Here is a 21,861-nt window from a genome sequence, read left to right on the forward strand (position 1 = left end):
AAACATAAGGGGAAATTAAATGAGTTTTAAAGAAAAGATGCTGCTGAAAAGTAATTCCTATGCTTATTATAAAAATAAAAGTAACCACCTGCAAAAGGAAAACAATTCCCTTAAAAGAGAACTTGAATCCATCAAAAATGAAAGAAGAATATCCTTAAGAGATGAATATTTTAGAAAATACGGATTATCCGGTGCCTTTTCAAATTGGGATTATGTAGATTTTTATTTAAATGATGATTTTGAGGACAATCTCAAAGAGATTACAGGCCATCTTGACAGCGAATCTAAAAGACTGTTCAAATGGATTTATTTAAGAACACTCTTCGTAAATCTTGTCACTAAAAACACAGTATATCTAGACCACGAACTGGAAAATCAAAAGAAATTCACCGAGTTTAAAATAAATAATTCACATCCAGGTGAAATTGCAGGATACAAATTCAGTGGAGACTACAACCTTCATGCATTCATAGACTTGGGCTTAAGCGATGACGATATTAAATTCCTTGAAAATAAAGACATCATTGATGCCGGAGCATTTACAGGAGATACCTCACTTCCCCTTTCAAAAATTACAAACAGAAACGTTTATGCATTTGAACCATTTGAGGAGTCATTTGAACTGCTGAAGAGAAACATTAACGACAACCAAATCAAAAACATCCAACCAGTGAACCAATCTCTGGGAAACTTGAACGGTGAACGTACACTATATTTATCCGGAGAAAATGTGCAGGGAATTACAAGCGATGCAAATATGAGAAATTATGACAATGAACTCAAGGTTCAGGAAACTACATTAGACAAGTTTGTCGAGGATAACAATTTAAATGTTGGGCTGATAACAATTGATGTTGAAGGGGCGGAAATGGATCTTTTAAATGGGGCATTAAATACCATCAAAAACCAAAAGCCAATATTACACATAAGCATTTACCATAAGGCTTCCGATTTCTTTGAAATTATCCCATGGATAGCAAATCTGGAATTGGATTATGAATTCAAAATCGTTAAAGAACAGCCATGGCCGTTTTTGGCAGATACTGTAGTACAGTGCAGAGTTAAATAAAGTGATTTAGATGTTTTTTGAGTCAAAACCATACAAATTTTCCATCATAATGGCAGTCTATAATACTGCAGATTACCTAAGCGAATCCATCGACAGCATTATAAATCAGACAATTGGTTTTGAAAATATTGAGTTGATACTCGTTGATGATGGAAGCAGCGACAGCTCAAAAGACATTTGCTTGAGTTATCATGAAAAATATCCCCATAATATCAAATACATTTATCAGGAAAATCAGGGCCAGGCCGTTGCCAGAAACAACGGAATGAAAGCGGCAAAGGGAAAATACCTGAACTTTCTAGATAGTGACGATAAATTAGAATTAAATGCATTGGAACTCGTCTATGACTTTTTTGAGAAAAATTATAAAAATGTGGATGTCGTATCCATTCCAATGAAGTTTTTTGACAGAAAAGATGGAGAACACATTTTAAACTATAAATATGAAAGCACAAGACTGGTTGATTTGAAATCCGAACCCAATTGCATTCAGCTTTCCGCATCATCTGCATTTTTTAAAAGAAAAGCGATTAAAAATTTTGAATTTGACACTGAACTTGTCGTATCTGAAGATGCAGTATTTGTAAATAAGATTTTACTCGAAAAATGCAGACATGGAGTGGTTTCAGATACCTCATACCTATATCGTAAAAGAACATCAAAAACATCAACAATCGATTCTACACTAAAAAAGAAGGAATATTACATTGACAGATCACAGAAATTTTTCAAAGCGCTGTTTGATTATTCGAAAGACAAATATGGAAAAGTCCTTGATTTTATCAAGCATACCGTAATGTATGACATCCAGTGGATGTTTGACATAAGCGACGTTTCCGACGTGTTAGATGAAAATGAATTGGAGCAGTTATACTCAATTTTGCATGAGCTTTTGGAAGAAATTGACGATTCAATCATATTGAACCAAAAACATCCCGACAGAAGTCTGTTAAAATCCATTTTACTCTTCAAGCACGGAAATACAGAAACAATAAAAGATACTTATGGAAACAATGCTAAAATAAAAGTTGGCAATTACATTATTGATGAACTGTATTACCACATTTTTTATATTGATGCCGTGGAGATATCCAATGATAATTTAAAGATTCTAGGATTTTTAAAATCATTTTTCAGACCAGAAGAAATAAAAATTCAAGCCATAACATATAATAAAACTGAATTTTTAAAATATTGGGTTGAATACTTCAATAAAAACAAGATAGTGTTCATTAAAAAAGAATTTTTAGATGAAGATGGAAAAAATATCAAGGATTATTTACTGCATTCCAATAATTCATATGACAATTTAAATATCGCACAATACCTTAAATGCGATTTAAACTTCAATTATGAACAAACATATAATTTAAAACAAATAGAATGGCTAATTAAAAAAGATTTAATCGATTTAGAATACTACAACAAAGCATATGAAAACATTTCAATATTGTACGCAGAAACTTGCGGCAAAATTTTCGATGCCGAAAAAATGAATTATCCAAATAGGGAAAAATATCATTTAAATCTTAATTTTAACCCAAATTATAATTTTGAGCTTTCAATACCCCTGACATTAAAGGAATCTTCGGAAATTAAAATTAGGGTTTCATATGACAACATCAATTCATATTTAGATATTGCATTCAACTATTATTCAAGATTAACAAAAGAAAGTTTTTATTCCAAAAAAGAGGATTACCTGATAAAATTTGAAGACAACACATTCACTGTGATACCATACACAAATTTTGATTGTTTGAGATTTGAAAAGGAAAATATAAATCATTTGATTTCAAAAAATGAATCATCTTTAAATAACGTGATTAACTTTAGAAAACAATACTACGATTTATTTTATAAATTCAACAACAGAAGAATATGGCTGTTTATGGATAGGCCAGAAATAGCTGGAGACAATGCAGAACAGTTATATAAATATGCCATTAATCAAAATGACAATATAGAAAAATATTTTATAATTTCAAAGGATTCAAAAGATTATGACAGGTTAAAAGGATTTGCAAATGTTGTGGAATACAAATCAAAAGAACATAAATTGCTATCTTGTTTTGCCGAAAAAATAATTTCATCACATCCTGATGACGATTTGATTAATCCTTTCTCAGGAAGATATGAAAAGTATTTCAATGGCCTTTTTTCAGCAAAACTTTGCTTTTTACAGCACGGCATAATCTTAAACAACATCTCATCATGGTTACATAAATATGACAAATTTCTGCACCTGTTTGTTACATCTGCAAAAAAAGAATATGAATCAATATTCAACAACCCATATAATTACGATGAAAGTGTAGTTAAACTGTTGGGACTTCCCAGATATGATAATTTAGATAAAGGCAATGAAAAAAATCAGATTGTCATTATGCCGACATGGCGAAGAAGCATGCGGGAAATGACAGAATCAGAAATAAAAAAATCCACATATCTGAAAAAATGGAATTCACTACTGAACAATGAAAAGCTATTAGAGTATGCACAAAAAAATAACTACAAAATAATATTCAAACCTCATATTAACGTTAATGAGATAATTCATCTATTTGACTTGGACAATGTGATTTTTGATGATGAACTTTCCTATCAAAACGTTTTTAATGAATCAAAACTATTAATAACAGACTTTTCGTCTGTTGCATTCGATTTTGCATATATGAAAAAACCTGTTTTATACTATCAATGGGAAAATGATGATTTTCATTTTGATTTGACTGAAAGTTACTTTGATTATGAAGAAATGGGATTTGGTGAAAAAACAAATGATGAAAATGAATTAATACATCTAATAAAAAAACATATAGATGATGACTGTCAAATGAAAGAAAAATTCAAACAAAGAGTAGATGATTTTTACAGATTTACTGATAAGAATAACTGTAAAAGAGTTTACGATTATATTTTAACTATAAAATAACAAATCATGGTGATCAATTGAGTGAATACAAACTAACAATAGTTATTCCAACTTATAATTCTGAAAAGACAATAAAAAAAGCTTTTAATTCTGTTAAAGTGCAAACAATCGGATTTGAAAATATTGAATTGATATTTGTTGATGACAAATCAAAAGACAATACATTAACATTACTTAAATCCTATGAAAATGAATACGGCAACATAAAAGTATTTGAAACAGATGAAAATAGTGGTTTTGCGGGAACTCCAAGAAATATTGGTCTTAAAAATTCAAATTCAAAATACATTCTCTTTTTAGACAGTGATGATGAACTATCAATCGATGCATGTGAAGTCCTGTTTAATGAAATTACCCAAAATAGCTCAGATATTGTGATTGGTGCTTTTATTAACCAATACTCCAATTTCAAAAAGGAACATAATCCTCCATTATATTCCGGAAATAAAGAACTGTTTAATTATTCAAAAGATGTGAATTTACTCGATGTCACACCCGCCATTTCGGCAAAACTATTCAAAAACGAATTGCTCATCGAAAACAATATATTATTTATCGAAGGAGCACCTGCCCAGGATTTGGCATTTTTAATAGAATATATGCTTAATTCAAACAAAATATCCGTGTTGAATAATTATTATGCGTATATGCGTAATGTGAATGAAAACTCCGTTTCAATGAATGTGAATAAAAAATATTTATATGGATTAATCAACACACTAAATATAGTTCTGAATTTATTTAAGAATCACAATATCACTTCAGAAACTCAAAAAATAATATTCAACAAACATTTATACTTCCTTACAACACAATTTATGCGATTTTCAAATTCTGAAAAATTTGATGAAAGTGAATTGAATGAAATATTAAACTCAACAACATTCAAAAATTTCCAAAATCAAGACTTCTTTAAAGATGATGAAAGTTTTGAAGATTATCTCAATAATTTAAAAAATGGAAAATATGAAGATAACCACCTATTGCTCAAAGACATGAGAAAACAGTTTAATAATAATTCAATCAATGACTATTCAAATCTGAAAAATGAGATAAATATCCTAAAAAATGAAAACAGTGAATTGAATATAATTCTAAATGAAAGTAAAAATGAAATCAATGAATTGTGTGAAGAAAAATCCAACTTATTAAACGAAAATGAAAACTTAAAAAATGAAATAAATGAAATAAAATCATCAAGAATATGGAAATTGAAAAATAAATTATAGGGCGTGATAGAATGCATAAAAGTTCATACATGAAAATGAAATATTTCAAAGATGCTTATTTAAATCCCAATCAAGAATTGAAAATACTCGACATAGGTTCCTTTGACAAAGGCGGAAATTATAATTATGGAATGATTTTAAATGAATCCAAATGGACATACCAAGGCCTTGACATGCGAGAGGGAAACAACATCGACATTGTTGTTGAAAATCCATATGAATGGAGTGAAATTGAAGATGAATCATATGATTTGATTGTTTCAGGTCAGGCATTTGAACATATCGAATTCTTTTGGTTAACACTAGATGAAATCAAAAGAGTCCTGAAACCCGGAGGACTATTCATTCTTATCGTTCCAAGTACAGGGCCTGTTCATAAAAATCCTTATGACTGCTACCGGTTCAATGAGGACGGTGTAAGAGCAATGGCAAAATACATTAAATTTGACATTCTAGAATCCGGAACCAACCTCGATGAAATTTCAGACCCATGGTATGACAGTTATGTTGTTGCAAGAAAACCGGGCGGTGAAAACAAAAACGACCTGGAAGAGAGAATGGATGACATAGAACGCAAAATGGATTTGATTTTAGAAAAATTATGATAACATGTATAAGATTTCCGTTATTGTACCCGTTTTTAATGTGGAAGAAACACTTCAAGATGCCTTTGATTCAATTTTAGACCAGACCATTGGTTTTGAGAATCTTGAAGTGATTTTTGTTGATGATGCATCAACAGACAGTAGTGGAGATATTATCAAAGAGTTTTCTGACAACTATGAAAATGTCAAATCAATTTATTTAAGTGAAAACAGTGGTTTTGCAGGCAAACCCAGAAATGTGGGAATTGAAAATGCAAATGCATCCTATTTGATGTTTTTGGATCCGGATGACGTTTATTTAAAAGATGCATGTGAAATACTATATGAAAACATTACAGAAAACGATTTAGATATTGTTTCAGGAAATTACAACATCAATCGAGACAATAGAATCATTCGAAATGATTGGAGTGTTTTAAGACTTGATGATGGACAATCCCGAGAAACCCGAAACATAGAAGAATACTTTAACTTTTTAATTCCGACCCCATCTGTCTGGTCAAAGATATTCAAAAGAGAATTTATTTTAAATGAAAAAATTCAATTTTTAGTTGGCGTTCCAGCACAGGATTTGGTTTTCGTATCAGAAGCACTTCTAAAAGCAAAGGGAATAAGATTCATAAATACACCGGTCGTTGAGTACATACCACGTAAAAATGACTCAGTCACATCCAAAAAAACCAAAGAGGTTCTTGCAGGGTTCATCAAATCATACACAGAATTATACAATATAGCAAAAGACCATAACCCCAATTATGTATGGATAAGTTATAGAAACCTATATTTCTGGATTAAGCAATTTTGCCTAAGTGATTTGAACTTAAAAGATAAAATTGACTTACTATACTTGGCAAATCCATTATTTGAAGAGTTCATCACCACAGACAGACTAAAACAACCTGAATTTTTAGATGAATTTATAAGATCAATATCCAAAAAGGACTTTTTAAACGCTTCAAAGATGTCTGAAAATCTGGACATTTATTACGATGAAAATATTCTTTTGGAAAAGATTAAGGAAAAAGAGATAATACTTTTGTTTTATGGATTGGACATTGAAATTGGTGGCCTTGCAAAAGCAACATTCAACCGTGCCAATTTATTAAAAGAACATGGATACAATGTGACTTTGCTGAACCTCAACGAGTGCAAAAACTTTGACCATATCACACAGCATTTCCACGAAAACGGATATCTGGACGAATCCATAGAATTAATAAATATCGTCGAATATTACGCTTTAAAAAATAATCTGAATGACAAGATTTCAAAAGCATCAAAAGATGCAATTGAAACAAAGGACAAAACAAAGATAACCGATTACAAAACAAACGGCAAATTAACAAAGTCTGAATACGAATTCAACAACTATTCCTGTGAAAAGATTTATGAAAGCAATAGATTGAAACTTGAGCAATACTACACAAATGACGGATTTAACTACCTTATCATAGAATATACAGGCCGTGAAAGTTCATACACATTAATAGACAGATTCATTGATTCGAAAATTAAATTCAAGGACATGTTCGAATTTCACAATTACTTCATAACAGAGATATTGCTTAAATATGATAACAAACCTTTCCTAATCAATGAAAACTCCGGAAAGATTCCAAACTTCAATGACATCAGCCCAGAAATTGCATATAAAATTGCAAACATCCATACAAATCCATATAAAGATGAACGTCACTATGGAAGTTCTTTAAGAGACAATTTTACAATCCTAAAAGGCAAAAATGACCATGATTATGTTGTCGTTTTGACTGAAAGACTAAAAGATGATCTTATCAAGGAATTCAATTTCAAAAACATAAAGGCGATTCCAAACATATTAAATATACAAAAATGTGAAAGAACCGTCACAAAAGATACAAATAAAATTTCAATATTTGCCCGTCTAAGCCATGAAAAGAACATTTCAGATGCAATACGTGCATTCAAGATAGTTTCACAAAAAAGAAGCAATGTTCGTTTGGAAATATTTGGAAGGGCAGTAATCGAAGAGGAACTGACAGAAGAGAAAAAACTGAAAGACCTTGTCAAGGAACTGGAACTTGAAGAACAAGTGATTTTTAAAGGCCATACAGAAAACGTCAGAGAAGAGATGTCAAAGTCCCTTGCAACACTATTTGTTTCCACTTATGAAGGACTCGGAATAGTTGTTCTGGAATCCATGATTAACAAAACACCTGTAATCAGCTATGACATCTATTACGGCCCGTCCGATTTCATCAGAGATGATGAAAATGGATATCTGATTAAACAAAACGACATAGATGAATTGGCCCAAAAGATACTGTTCCTACTTGAAAATCCAGACAAGGCAGTTGAAATGGGAAAAACAGCTGAAGAAGATATTTTAAAGCAAATCGATGATGAAACTCTCTTTTTGAAATGGCAAAACGTGTTTAAAGAAACATACCTCAACTCACAGGCTTTAAACAGTGATGCAATCAACAGAAGCATACTCCAGGAATTAATCAAAACAGAAAGAGTTAAAATTAAACTCTACAAGCAAAACCACAGACTATACAAACAAAACAAGTTATTGAAACAACAAATCAATTCCAAAAAAGGCATCAAAGACATTTTCAAAAGATTTAAATTTTAAAACTACTTTTAATCCATAATACAAAAAAAATAATATTATATAGAATAATAATTATACTTTTATTATGGATATTCAAACTGAAAAATCTAAAATTATTTCCAAAATCCAGAGATTGAACTATAAAGATTTAATAATATTCCTAATCCCAGTTATAATATTCTCATTTTATCTTTATGTTTACAATCCAGGTATTTTAACTTTTGATTCATTTAATCAAGTTCATCAAATTGCATCTGGCCACTATACCAACTGGCATCCATTTTTCCACACATTCATTGAAATGCTGCTGTATAAAATCTACTCCAGCCCCGCAACTGTGGCAATATTCCAGATTCTGGTATTTTCAATAATCTGGATGGTAATCTGCAAATACTTCAGAAATAATGATGAAAACATCAATTTAGCTGACATAAAAAGAGATAGGGAATTTATTATACAAAGCATAATCACATTAATAATCTGTCTTATTCCAATAAACGCAATATACTCAATTACATTATGGAAAGACGTACTTTTCAGTTATGGAATTCTGTTTTTATGCTTTTTAATCAAAGTAATGATTGACAAAAAATGCAAGGTCAGCATCAGGTTCATAGTACTTATGGGATTTGTTATGGCCTGCGTAGCCCAATTGAGACTTAACGGTATTTACGTTATCGTCCCATTATTAATCATTCTGGCATATTATCTCTACAAGCATGACAAAACAGAGAAGTTTTTCATCAAATTGCCAGTCATAGCAATAATATTTATTCTATTGATTGCATCAATGAATGTTGTCTATAATGTTGAAGACAATGCAAAGGATGCAACACTTTCAAAAACCACACATATGCTTGCAAATTATGACTTATACCACAAACTGGATGCTAAAGACAGCGCCAAGTTCCATGAGCTGATAAACGAAACTGCCGTAAAGGATAATTACAAAACCTTTTTCACGGATCCTGTGCGAAATGCCGCAAATGAAAGTGTCTTTGAAGCCAACAAGGGTGAATATATCGGCATGGCATTGAAATATTCACTTCAGGATCCAATACATTTCATAAAATATATGTTAAGCTCATCTGAAATCACATGGGACATTACAAGGGACAGCTACTGGCAGGGAAAACCATATTACATAGAGGAGAATGGTCCAAATCTTGAAACTGCAAGAAATACCTACTTCAAAGCATACCATACAACCCCTGTTGAAGCTTATGAGAATGTATCTTCAGCAAATGAAGGAAACGGATTGTTTAACCTATTTAACTACATAGTATATAATGCAAGAACAAATGTTATCGCAGATACATTATTTGAAAGTCCAGCACTTTACATGTACCTGTCAATTCTGGCAATGGCTGGAATATACTATCTGACCAAATCAAAGGACATCCTTCTTGTCTATCTGCCTAATCTGTTTAATATTTTAGTTGTTTTTGTTTCAATACCAACGCAGGACAACAGGTATTTATATCCAAACCTGCTTGTATTCTATCTGTTAATGCTCATACTGGTTGGAATACTGGCAAAACAGAATTTTAGTCTAAAACCTAAAGCTGTTGCAACCAGCGCTGAACTTTCAAGCCATCAAGAGGAGAATTATAATGAGATAGATGCAAAAATAGATAATTTGACTCCTGAAGATAAAGTTTCACAAACAGAAACAATTGAAAAAGAAGACACATATGACGAATTAGACGCAATAATTGACAATTTAACCCCTGAAGAAGTCAACAGCATATTGAATGAACCTGAAGACAAAACTTCACCAACAGAAACTGATGAAAAAGAAGACACATATGACGAATTAGACGCAATAATTGACAATTTAACCCCTGAAGAAGTCAACAGCATATTGAATGAACCTGAAGATGAAACTTCACCAAAAGCAGAAAGTGTCAAAAAAGAGAGCATTAACGATGAAATCGACTCACTAGTCAATGATTTAAGTCAAGCAGAACTTACCAGCATTGTTAACGAATCTGAAGGAAAATCTTCAAAAGCAGAAACTGTTAAAAAAGAAGATGTGAAAAAACAGGAAGATTCTAAACAAGACCCACAAAAACCACAACAAGAAATCCCACCAATGAAAACAATACCAAAACAAAAACCACAACAAGAAATCCCACCAATGAAAACAATACCAAAACAAAAACCACAAGTTGTTTTCCAAAAGGAAATCCCAAAAAAGCAACAAACACAACAAAGAAAAACAAACCCACAACAACAAACACAACAAAGAAAAACAAACCCACAACAACAAAAACAACAAAGAAAAACAAACCCACAACAACAAAAACAACAAAGAAAAATAACCCCTGAAAAACAATTTTCCCAAAGAACAGAAACAAAAGAACAAATGGAAGCAAGAATCAGGGCAAAAATATTAAAAGACTTAGAAAGGGAAAAACAAAACAAAAAATAAAACCTTGTGTTTTAAATCGTGCAAACAGCATGATTTAAAACTTCTTTTTATTGAAAAAAGAGCGCTTATTTTTCACACCAATATAAAACCTATTGTAATCATTACATCTAATTACTGATTGAAGGTATGCAATTTTTTCATCAACATCATTAATAGAATTGAAATTTTCCTCAATTTCATCAAAACTTAAAACATTGCCCTCATTTCTGTAAATCCATCGCCCAGCACTATATTCCATAGAATTTTCAGTTTGTTCATCAGTGTAGTAATGAACACTTGACCCATCAAAAAGCACATCATCTCGAATCAATTGGGCAGGAACTCCACCCCAAAGAGAATTTGACTGAATCTTTTTGCCCGCAACCAATGCTTTTGCACCAATGATACTTCCAGAACCAATTTGAGTTCCCTTAAGTATCAGTGCATCCTGACCAACCCAAACATGATCTCCCAAATAAATGCTTTTGGAGAGATTGATTCTTTTAAGGGAATTGGTATCATAAATCAGGTGAGGATCTGCAATCCTCATCCATATATCTCGTGCAAACAGGCATTCATTACCAATGAATATGTTTTTTTGCTCAGATATGGAAAAATTAATCCTCCCATTAATATAGCTGTTTTCACCCATATAGAAAAGGGAATTGTTGTAAATGGATATGTTCAAATAATATACATTTCTGTTGGATGAAAGATAGATTATTGAATTGTCTGCATTGAAATCCAAAATTGAGTTATGCAGATTTACATTGTCTTCACAAATCAAACGATTATTTCTGCCTCTGAAAATGATTTGGGTGTTTTGCAGATTGGGATTTACGCCAATTATTTGATTGTTATTTTCATCAACTTTTACAACATCCATGATACCACACTATGTAATTTGTATAGTTAATGCTATTTATTAATTTTTATAACTCCACAACAATAATTTATATAGAATACAAACATAATTACTATTATAAAATGTTTTAAATAATGCAAACTATATATTTTGGTGAAAAAAATGAGAAAACTAATAAAAATTGTCCCATTATTGGTGGTAATTTTTTTAGTATCCATGTCATTCGCCTGCGCAAGCAATACAGACGAACAAATATTGGCAAATGATACTGACACACCAGATAATGAAATTCTATCAGTTGACAATGACATAACAAATATAAACAGTCAAACTGATGCAAATAAACTTACAGATAATGAAAAAAGAATAACTTCAAAGACATTCGGTGAATTAACAAAAGAAATCAGGTCCTCTGAAGAAGGAAGTACACTTGTTTTATTAAATGACTGTTCCTGTGAAAGCGGTTTCAGTTCAGATGGAATCGGAATTCAAAAACAATTTACAATAGATGGAAACGGACACACAATAAACGGCAAGAACACTGCAAGGACATTCTTTATTGATGCAGACAATGTTATTTTAAAAAACATTATATTCATCAATGGAAATGCAAAAGGTAACGGCGGAGGTGTCCTACTCATCCGAGCATCCAACACAGTCATTGAAAACTGTACCTTCAAAAACAGCAAAGATGAATATGGAGGTGCAATCTACATAACCGAAAAAACCAAAGTGGATAACAAAGCGATTACAGGCACAAAAATCAACAACTGTAAATTTGAAAGCAACACTGCTGAGAAAGGTGGTGGAGCAATTTACGCTTTAGGCAAAGGAAATACAATTACAAACTCAAAATTCACAAGCAACAAGGCAAATGCCATGGGAGGTGCTGTTCAAATTGCAAACAACAACAACAAAATCATAAACAATACTTTCACAAGCAACTCCGCTAAAACAGAAGCAGGAGCACTAGCATTGATGTACTGCTCAAACCAAGAGATTGAAGGAAATACCTTCACAAAAAATACTGCTGGAAGCATTGCAGGAGCTATTGACCTCTATAAAGGAAGCGGATACACCGTCAAAAACAACAAATTTGACGGGAACACCGCAGACGACCTTGGAGGTGCAATGAGACTTTCAATTTCATCCTACTCAACAGCAAGCAGAATTGAAAACAATGACTTCAAAAACAGTCAGGCACAAAATGGAGGAGCTATATACAGTGACAGCGACAAGGCAACATTCACAAAAAACACATTCTACAACAACAAAGCTACCTCAAAAAGCGGTGGAGCAATTCACATTAACGGAAAAAGTAATATCATTTCCTACAACAACTTCGACAAATGCAGTGCCAAATACAAAGGAGGCGCAATATGCATTGAAAGCAACTCCGATAAAATTATGCACAACAACATTACACACTGCCATGCAGATAACGGCGGAGGAGCAATCTACGTAATGGGATCAGGCACAACAATCAGCGACAACAACATCGAAAGCAACGATGCAAACCTCAATGGAGGAGCAATTCAAATCGATGGTTCCAATACAAAAATAGTATACAATGAAATATCAGGCAATTCAGATAAAGGCAATGGTGGAGCATTATTTATCAGCGGAAATACCGAAACAATATCTTCAAACAAATTCATATCCAACAAAGGAGATGCAAGTACAGGTACCGGTGGTGCAATCAAAATGTTCGGACATGATGCAATCATAACCGAAAATACTTTCACTAAAAACATCGCAAAGTATGGTGCTTCTATTTTCATAACCGGTTCTAACGAAAAAATCGCCAAAAACATTTATACTGGAAGTACAATGGCAAAACAGGTAACCTGGAAACATCAAAAACAGAACACAAAAATAAATGCTCCTGCAAAAACATTCAAGAAATCCGTGAAATCCAAGAATGTTATCATTACATTAAAATCCGCTTTAAACAAATTGCTTGCTTCCAAAAAGATTACATTAAGCGTTAACGGCAAAACTTATGCTGCAAAAACAAATTCAAAAGGTCAAGCTACTCTCAAGATTACCAAATTGACCAAAAAAGGAAGCTTCAAATACACCGTTAAATTCAACGGAGACAGCAATTTCAACAAAGTAAGCAAAACCGGTAAAATTACAATAAAATAAATTCAAACTGTCCTTAACCGGACAGTATTCACTTTTTTTAAGATATTATCAACATCATCCAAAATAGGAGGGAAAAACTATGAAAAAATCAATGAAACTCATCCCATTGCTTGTCATAATCTTTCTGGTATCCATATCATATGCCTGCGCAGCAGACATCGACGGGAAAAACATGACGGACAGTGATGTTTTAACCGGCAATGATGATGACATAGCAATATCAACAGCAAACAACGAAGAAATAGTAAAAAGTACAAATGTCAGTTCAAAGACGTTTTCAGATTTGTCAAAAGAAATCAACAAAGCAGAAGAGGGTAGTGAAATCATATTGATGGAAGACTGTGAATATGACTCAGGCATTACATTTGAGGGAATCGCAATCAAAAAGCAACTAACAATCAATGGAAACGGCCATACAATAAACGGAAAGGATTCTGCAAGGGCATTTTTCATAGATGCAAACAATGTCGTGCTTAAAAACATCAACTTCATAAACGGGAACTCAAGGGCACATGGTGGTGGAACACTACTCATCCGTGCATCCAACACAGTCATTGAAAACTGTACCTTCAAAAACAGCAAAGACATCTATGGAGGTGCAATCTACATGACTGCACACACCAAAACCGGGCTTTTTCAGGAAGTCAAAGGAACAAAAATCAGCAACTGCAACTTTGAGTCAAACACTGCTGAGAAAGGTGGTGGAGCAATATATGCATTAAGCAAGGAAAATACAATCAACAATTGTGAATTCATATCCAACCAAGCTTCAATGGGTGGTGCAGTTCAAATAGGAAATTCAAACAACAACAAAATTACAAACAATAAATTCACAAGCAATTCTGCTAAATCAGAAGGTGGAGCTCTTGCACTGATGTACACATCAAACGAAATTGTAAAAGACAATGTCTTTGAAAAAAACAGTGCTACCAAAATTTCAGGAGCATTTGAAGCTTACAAAGGAAGCAACTATACCATTACAAACAACCAGTTCAATTCAAACTACGGTGGTGAACTGGCAGGTGCAATGAGGCTTTCAATCAAATCCTCAAAAACCACAAGCAAAATTGCAAACAACAAGTTCACAAACAACAAAGCTAAAAACTCAGGTGCACTATACAGTGACGGTGACAATGCAACATTTACGAAAAACACATTCACAAACAATGAAGCCACTGAAAAAAGCGGAGGAGCAATATTCATTAACGGTAACTCAAACAGCATTTCACAAAATACAATCAGCAAATGCAGTGCCAGCTACAAAGGAGGAGCAATCACCATTGATGGAGACTCCAACAGCATTGTAAAAAACAATATCACAAGCTGCAAATCAAAAGACGGTGGAGGAGCAATCTACATATTGGGATCAAAATCTACAATCAACAGCAACAACATCAAAAGCTGTGAAGCAGGAACCTCCGGTGGAGCGATACTTGTAAGCGGTGACAAGGCAACAATAAAAAGCAATACAATATCCTCCAACACTGCCAAAAGTCATGGTGGAGCATTGCTTGTTAAGGGAAACAATGCAGTCATCACATCAAACAAGTTCACTTCAAACAAAGCAACTGCCAAATCAGGTTCAGGAGGTGCAATAAGGTTGAACGGAAACTATGCAAAGATTACTTCAAATACATTCACAAAGAACTCTGCAAAAAACGGCCCTTCAATCTATGCACAAGGATATGAAGAAACAATAAGCAAAAACAAGTTTACAGGAAGTACAATGGCAAAACAGGTTGTGTGGAAAATTGTGAAACAGAAGACAAAAATTACCGCACCGACCAAAAAATTCAAGAGGTCAGCTGTCAAAAAGGTTGTAATCACCCTTAAATCCGCTGTGGGAAAGAAACTTGCCTCCAAATTCATTTACCTTAAAATCAATGCCAAAAACTACAAGGCAAAAACCAACAAGAATGGTCAGGCAACATTTAAAATCACAAACATAAATAAAAAAGCGATTTTCATATATGTTGTGAGATTCAAAGGTGACAAGTACTACTACTCTGTTAAAAATACAGGAAGAATCAGAGTAATCTAAAATTAAGCTGTCTTCGGACAGCTCACTTTTCTTTTTTTTGAGCCAAAACAAGAATTTTGTGTTTAAATCTTTTTTTAGCACAAACATGTAACATTATATATGCATTTTAACAAATAGTTAAACATGTACAACAAAAAACTAATCGGCTTTTTCCTAATCGCACTGATTTTGGCAGTATGCATAGGAACTGCATCTGCAAGCGAAAATACAACACTCACATCAGCCAATGAGGAAAAAACATTTACAGATATACAAACAGAAATAGACAATGCCTGTGAAAACGATACAATAGAACTTGAAGGCACATATATAAGTCAGGGAAACGCAATTGAAGTCAATAATGATTTAACATTTAAGGGTACAAATGATACTACTCTGGATGGAAACTGGAGTTCAAGGATAATAAATACTGATAAAAATCTTATTTTTAAGGATATAACATTCCAAAATGCACTTTCAAGTGAATACGGAGGAGCAATCAAATCCATAGGAGATTTGACATTCATAAACTGCATCTTCAAAGGTAACAACATAAAACCTATGCCGGATTACTATTGGTACTACGGAAGTGCAATATACGGTGAAGGAAAATTGACAATAGTCAACTGCACATTCACAGACAATCTTGGAGATTCTGCAATCAGAGCAGACGTCATAGATTTGAAAAACTCAAAATTCATAAATAATCCTGCAAATAATGCAGTCAACGGAAATAGAGTAACTATAGACAACTGCGATTTTCAAAACAATTCCGTGGCAGTCTATGATGCAGTGGAGTTAAAAATTAAAAATTCCAGATTCGACAAAAACGAATACGGAATCTATGTATTCAGTTATTGCACACTTGATGTGGACAACTGCAGTTTCACAAACAACAGTGAAACCGCAATGTATGCATCATGCGATTCAACCGTTTCAAATTCAAGATTTGAAAACAACCGTAAGGGGATTAGAGCCTACAGTTCCTATATTTCATCATCACAAACCTTCCCTTCAGATGCATTGAAATTGAATATCCTCAACTGCACATTCAAGTCAAATACAGACACTGCAATATCCACAGACGGAAATGTGATTGTCAAAAAAACTTCGTTTGAGGACAATACTGGAGAAATGGCAGGCGCAATATACAGCGACGATTACCACGGCTACACCACAATCAATATTTCAGATTCCACATTTACAAACAATACTGCAGATTATGCAGGTGCCCTCAAGGTCGTGGGAGCAAAAGTCACAATAAATAACACCACACTAAAAGGCAACGGCAAGGCAAGCATCATACTTACAAGCGCCATATGGGGAATTTATGGCAATACCTACTACAGCATCGCAAAGCTTACAGTCAACTCAAAGACATATACAAAAAGCGTCAATTTAAATGATAACTTAAAAGAAATGGAAATGGCCACACTCACCGCCAATAAGGTGAAAACTTCATATAATTCAGGAGCTACATTGAACATCAAAATCATCAACAAGTTTACAAAAAAACCCGTGAAGGAGTGTGATATTACATTAAAAGTATTTACCGGCAAAAAATATAAAACATACACAATACGAACAAAAAATAACGGAATAGCAAAATTCAGCGCATCCGGATTAAATGTAGGATCCCACAAGATTGAAATCACTACAGATTATGGAGAGTGCAAAGTCAAAAAGACAACAACTGTCACCACCATCACAAAGGCAAAGACAATCATAAAGGCTCCTAAAATAATTGCAAAACACAGAAAGTCCAAATACTTCAAAGTTACAGTCAAAAACAAGGCCACCAAGAAGCCTGTGAAAAACACATACATCAAAGTCAAAATCGACAAGAAAACACACAAAGTCAAAACAAACTCAAAAGGAATAGCTAAAATCAACACCAAAAAACTTAATTACGGAAAACACAAGGTTACAATAACTTCAGCAAACACAAACTACCAAATGAGCGCTAAATCAACAATAACAATCAAATAAAACCCAAAACTGTCATCGAGACAGTTTCCTTTTTTTCTTTTTAATGCAGACATGTAACATTATATATACATTTTAACAAATAGTTAAGCATATCGTGACACTGAAAAATAGTCAAGGTCAAAAAATCCACCAAAAAGCTAACATTGACAGCAACACTCAAAAGCAAGCAGGTAACTTTCAAATTCAACGGAAAAACATACAAAACCAAAACCAATGCAAAAGGTGTTGCAAAAGTGACCCTTAAAAAATCCGCATTGGCCAATCTCAAGGGAGGAAGCAGGGCCAAGATTCAGGCACCCTGCCTCAAGGATACAGTCAAAAAATCTTTAAAAGTTCAAAAATAATGATTGATTTCATTATTTTCTTTTTTTGTTAATTTTTTTCATTATTTTTCTTATTTTTTAAAAATTATTCATATTAATTCTTTTCATTCGAATTTAATCACTGAAATTCTTTAATTTCAAGAATAAAGTTAAAATTTATATGTAATATATTTCAGATATATTATTGTATTCAAATTGAATATAAATTAAATCAATATGGGGATAAAATTGAAGTTAAATAAGATTATATTGTTGTCCATATTTTTGCTTGCGGTTTTGACACTTGGTGCTGCAAGCGCAAGCGAGAACAGTACGGATAATTTAAAAATTGACGGAGCTGTTGACGTGTCCGCTTCAGTTGATGATGATATTGTGGCTGATGATGAGTCAGGTCAACCGAAAGATGTTGAAATAGTCTTTCCAGATAGCATAAAGGCATATGAAAGATTTAATGTTAACATAACCTTGCCTAAAGATGCATCCGGTGAAGTACATTACTACTTTGATGCTAATCTGGAGGATGATGACTATAGTTATGTTTACTCAGGATTCAACAAGGTTTCATCAAAGATAAAGGAATTCGGTACTCATACATTGAATATCAATTTCATTTCAGATGATAAGGAAATCTGCAACGATAAGGAAGTATCAAAAACCTATGATGTAAATGATTACGGTATTGATATTTCCATTGATGAGGACGAATGGAAATATGGAGAATCCAATTCTATAACTGCTGACCTTCCTTCACACACAGGCAAAGTTGTTATGGATATAAATGGTGAAAAATTTAATATAGATTTGGATGAGGAGTATGAGGCTTGGTTAATTATGGTCCGGCAACCACTACCAACGTGACTGTTAAAGTAACATACAAAGGTGACGGCAAAAACATCAAAGCAAAATCAGCTGAAAAAGTATTTGCTGTTGTGCCAAAGGTATACATTCCTGATGAAGTCATTTTTAAATCTTCAAGTGATGTTGTAGTCAATTATGCTGACGGTGAACAAATCAAATTCATTCTTGTGGATTATGATGATGAAAGTATTATATATGATGAAAAGACAGTGACCGTTAAGGATTCAAAGGCGGTCTACGCAATTCCAGATAATCTTGAATTTAATAAAAATTACATGGCATATGTCATTCATAATAATGTCACTATTGTTAATGAATATTTTAATGTCATTCCAAATATGGATCTCCCAAACAAGTTCTACAGCAAAAGAACCTATGATATTCCTGTTGTTTTCCCGGAAGAATATAAAAACAAAAATGTAACTGTATCAATTGGGGATGTAGCGGTTTTTAAAGACAAACTAGATAATACTGGAAAATGCGATGTTCATTTATCCGATTTAACTCCATATGAGGGAAGTTTATCTATTGGAATTTATGGTGATGATGGCGATTGCATTTATTACTATTCTAGGGAGATTGGTGTTTCAGATGTCGATCCTTCCTGTGTAAATCTAAATGTGGATGTTCCTGCTGATGTTGTAAAAGGATCTGAAATTCAATTATATTTTTCATTGCCTTATGATATTGGTGGCAAAATAATTGCCTATGTCGACGGCAGCGAAATTTCCAGAGATAATGCATATGGTACATTGACAATATATGTTGGAACCGATAAATTGGCTTTGGGCACCCATACTCTAACCTTGAACTATACCGGTGACGGATACTTTGAACCTAAGGTCATGTCATATGAATTCAATGTTTCAAATTATGTAGTGGACATTCCGGATACGTTATACTACAATAACGGCGACAACATACTTGTAAAACTCCAGGATGGTGCCACTGGAACAGTAATCATTTATTCAGACGGCAAAAAGGTTAAAGAATATGATGTTGCTGATATTTATGATGATTATGATGAATATAGTAAATTCGTTCGCTGTCAAGTAGACTCCTTGAATTTGCCTTTAGGCTACCATAATATTCGAGTTTACTACAAAGGAAACAAAGCTCCGATTGATGTAAGCAAAAAAATTAATCTGGACTATACAATTCCAATCTATATTAGTGAATACAATTATGGCAGAGAGAATTATGTTGAATTTAATCTTCCTGATGACAGTAAGGGTTCAGTTAACGTAACTATTGATGGAAAACCAGCAAAATACAGGACTACTGATGATGGATATTATTATGAAGTAAATGTCACAGAATATTTCGGCGACCATGTCATCACTGTTGAATATTCAGGTGATGAGAAATACAATCATCCGTTAAAGGTAAATGAAACATTCAGTGTGGCTGCAAATATTGATTATGACTCATATGTTGCATATAAGTCTCAAAATAATGATGTTTCAGTAGTTTTACCTGATGATGCTAAAGGCAATCTTGTTGTCGAAGTCGATGGAGAAGTCTATGCCAAAAAAGCATTTGAAAACGGTAAGGCTGCAATATCATTCGACACATTGAATAGGGGTTACTATAATGTCCGTGTGTATTATGACGGAAATGACTATTATGTGGAAAACAGGACTTTTGACCTTTCCGTAAACTTCAATATTCTTGTTTCATCACAGGAGATTCTTTTCAATGAAAGTGTGGATGTTTATTTAAATCTTCCTTCATATATCAACGGTACATTGACAGTATCATGCAACGGCAAAGAGTCCAGCGCAATGATGGTTGATGGATATGCTAAAGTCACTCTTTTAGGATTAAATTTAGGGGAGAATGAATATTCTGCTAATTTTGTTGAAGATGGAGAAGAACCTATTGAGGTTTCAACTGAAGGTACAATATGGGTTAAACCTATTGTTATTGTATCCGACAATTTTGTTGTATTTGGCAAAAATATCGTTTCTGTTTTAGTTCCTTCAGGATTTAAAGGCAAAGTCAGTTGTTATGGTGACAACGATTATGAAAGGACAGCAAAGATTACCTCACAAAAAACTGATGTTTCAATGCCTCTTATAACTTCAGGTTTATATCTAATCGATGTCAGTGTCTATGATGAAGACAACTGTTGTGTTTTCCAGGAGGGTTATCAGGCTAATGTTTCAAAAGCGACTACTCCTAAACTCTTTGCAACTTCAGCAACAGTTTACAACGGATTCAATTACAATGCAAAGGTTTTAGGCACTGACGGCAACCCTCTTAAAGGAGCTAAAGTAACCTTCCAGGTCGGCAAAAACAAGGTTGTTGCCAAAAAAACCAATGTTAAAGGTATCGCTTCATTGCCTATGAATTACAAACCTGCCAAATACACTGTAGTTGTCAAATATGCAAAGCAAACCTTAAAAGTTAAAGTGACAGTTAAAAAAGTCCTTGCTTTGAAAAGTGTAGCTGTCAAAAAATCCGCTAAAAAACTTGTCCTGACCGCAACCCTTAAGAAAGGAAAATCTCCTATCAAAGGTAAAGTTGTTGCATTCAAGTTCAGCGGCAAAACCTACAATGTTAAAACCAAAGCCAATGGTATTGCAAAAGTAACCATCAAATCAAGTATCCTGAAAAAGCTCAAAGTAGGCAAAAATATAACCTACCAGGCAACATACCTAAAAGACACCGTCAAAAAAACAACTAAAGTTAAAAAATAGGGACCCACCAATCCTTATTTTTTCTTATTTTCTTAATTAAAGCAAAAGCTTTCTAAGACTTAAATACTTTCTTAAAAAGAAATAATCCCATATAAACTATAATAATCTG

The 21,861-nt window shown here is 33.2% G+C and carries 13 protein-coding genes; 12 read left to right on the forward strand and 1 reads right to left on the reverse strand.

Features of this window, described 5'->3' with window-relative positions:
• The first annotated feature begins 19 nt into the window (after positions 1–19).
• The 6 genes from QZN45_RS08200 to QZN45_RS08225 all read left to right on the forward strand — a co-directional run bounded on the left by QZN45_RS08200 (position 20) and on the right by QZN45_RS08225 (position 10,868).
• A complete protein-coding gene (locus tag QZN45_RS08200; protein WP_296812409.1) occupies positions 20–1,069 on the forward strand; it encodes an FkbM family methyltransferase in 1,050 nt (349 codons plus the stop codon).
• A 10-nt stretch (positions 1,070–1,079) separates the two neighbouring features.
• Positions 1,080–4,004 carry a CDP-glycerol glycerophosphotransferase family protein gene (locus QZN45_RS08205; protein ID WP_296812411.1) on the forward strand — a complete coding sequence of 975 codons (2,925 nt, stop codon included), beginning with the start codon at positions 1,080–1,082 and terminating at the stop codon, positions 4,002–4,004.
• A 17-nt stretch (positions 4,005–4,021) separates the two neighbouring features.
• A complete protein-coding gene (locus QZN45_RS08210; protein ID WP_296812413.1) occupies positions 4,022–5,233 on the forward strand; it encodes a glycosyltransferase family 2 protein in 1,212 nt (403 codons plus the stop codon).
• A gap of 11 nt (positions 5,234–5,244) precedes the next feature.
• Entirely contained in the window at positions 5,245–5,838 is a 594-nt protein-coding gene (locus QZN45_RS08215; protein WP_296812414.1) for a class I SAM-dependent methyltransferase, read from the forward strand.
• A 4-nt stretch (positions 5,839–5,842) separates the two neighbouring features.
• Positions 5,843–8,455, forward strand: a complete 2,613-nt coding sequence (locus QZN45_RS08220) for a glycosyltransferase (RefSeq protein WP_296812416.1) — start codon at positions 5,843–5,845, stop codon at positions 8,453–8,455.
• 64 nt (positions 8,456–8,519) lie between these two features.
• Positions 8,520–10,868 (forward strand): DUF6020 family protein, encoded by a 2,349-nt coding sequence (locus tag QZN45_RS08225; RefSeq protein ID WP_296812417.1) that lies wholly within the window; start codon positions 8,520–8,522, stop codon positions 10,866–10,868.
• Positions 10,869–10,902: 34 nt separating this feature from the next.
• On the opposite strand, the gene QZN45_RS08230 is transcribed toward QZN45_RS08225, so the two are convergent.
• Positions 10,903–11,733 (reverse strand): hypothetical protein, encoded by an 831-nt coding sequence (locus tag QZN45_RS08230; RefSeq protein WP_296812419.1) that lies wholly within the window; start codon positions 11,731–11,733, stop codon positions 10,903–10,905.
• Positions 11,734–11,874: 141 nt separating this feature from the next.
• On the opposite strand from QZN45_RS08230, the gene QZN45_RS08235 reads away from it, so the two are divergent.
• From QZN45_RS08235 to QZN45_RS08260, 6 genes are all read left to right on the forward strand, one after another.
• Positions 11,875–13,860, forward strand: a complete 1,986-nt coding sequence (locus tag QZN45_RS08235; RefSeq protein WP_296812421.1) for a right-handed parallel beta-helix repeat-containing protein — start codon at positions 11,875–11,877, stop codon at positions 13,858–13,860.
• A gap of 79 nt (positions 13,861–13,939) precedes the next feature.
• Positions 13,940–15,901: a right-handed parallel beta-helix repeat-containing protein gene (locus QZN45_RS08240; protein WP_296812423.1), complete on the forward strand. Its 1,962-nt coding sequence runs from the start codon at positions 13,940–13,942 to the stop codon at positions 15,899–15,901.
• A 123-nt stretch (positions 15,902–16,024) separates the two neighbouring features.
• Positions 16,025–17,869, forward strand: a complete 1,845-nt coding sequence (locus QZN45_RS08245) for a right-handed parallel beta-helix repeat-containing protein (protein WP_296812425.1) — start codon at positions 16,025–16,027, stop codon at positions 17,867–17,869.
• A 143-nt stretch (positions 17,870–18,012) separates the two neighbouring features.
• Complete coding sequence (locus tag QZN45_RS08250) at positions 18,013–18,213, forward strand: hypothetical protein (RefSeq protein WP_296812427.1); 201 nt, start codon at positions 18,013–18,015, stop codon at positions 18,211–18,213.
• 207 nt (positions 18,214–18,420) lie between these two features.
• On the forward strand, positions 18,421–19,050 hold the full coding sequence (locus QZN45_RS08255; RefSeq protein WP_296812429.1) for a hypothetical protein: 630 nt from the start codon (positions 18,421–18,423) through the stop codon (positions 19,048–19,050).
• A complete protein-coding gene (locus QZN45_RS08260) occupies positions 19,014–21,752 on the forward strand; it encodes a hypothetical protein (protein WP_296812431.1) in 2,739 nt (912 codons plus the stop codon). The genes QZN45_RS08255 and QZN45_RS08260 overlap by 37 nt, the downstream gene beginning before the upstream one ends.
• Positions 21,753–21,861 lie beyond the last annotated feature (109 nt).

The sequence above is a fragment of the uncultured Methanobrevibacter sp. genome (genome assembly GCF_900314695.1).
Taxonomy (GTDB): Archaea; Methanobacteriota; Methanobacteria; order Methanobacteriales; family Methanobacteriaceae; genus Methanocatella.

Excerpts from the sequence above, each read along its gene's own strand:
- QZN45_RS08200 (WP_296812409.1), top strand. The coding sequence starts at position 20 with ATGAGTTTTAAAGAAAAGATGCTGCTGAAAAGTAATTCCTATGCTTAT.
- QZN45_RS08205 (WP_296812411.1), top strand. The coding sequence starts at position 1,080 with ATGTTTTTTGAGTCAAAACCATACAAATTTTCCATCATAATGGCAGTC.
- QZN45_RS08215 (WP_296812414.1), top strand. The coding sequence starts at position 5,245 with ATGCATAAAAGTTCATACATGAAAATGAAATATTTCAAAGATGCTTAT.
- QZN45_RS08220 (WP_296812416.1), top strand. The coding sequence starts at position 5,843 with ATGTATAAGATTTCCGTTATTGTACCCGTTTTTAATGTGGAAGAAACA.
- QZN45_RS08225 (WP_296812417.1), top strand. The coding sequence starts at position 8,520 with ATGGATATTCAAACTGAAAAATCTAAAATTATTTCCAAAATCCAGAGA.
- QZN45_RS08230 (WP_296812419.1), bottom strand. The coding sequence starts at position 11,733 with ATGGATGTTGTAAAAGTTGATGAAAATAACAATCAAATAATTGGCGTA.
- QZN45_RS08235 (WP_296812421.1), top strand. The coding sequence starts at position 11,875 with ATGAGAAAACTAATAAAAATTGTCCCATTATTGGTGGTAATTTTTTTA.
- QZN45_RS08240 (WP_296812423.1), top strand. The coding sequence starts at position 13,940 with ATGAAAAAATCAATGAAACTCATCCCATTGCTTGTCATAATCTTTCTG.
- QZN45_RS08245 (WP_296812425.1), top strand. The coding sequence starts at position 16,025 with ATGTACAACAAAAAACTAATCGGCTTTTTCCTAATCGCACTGATTTTG.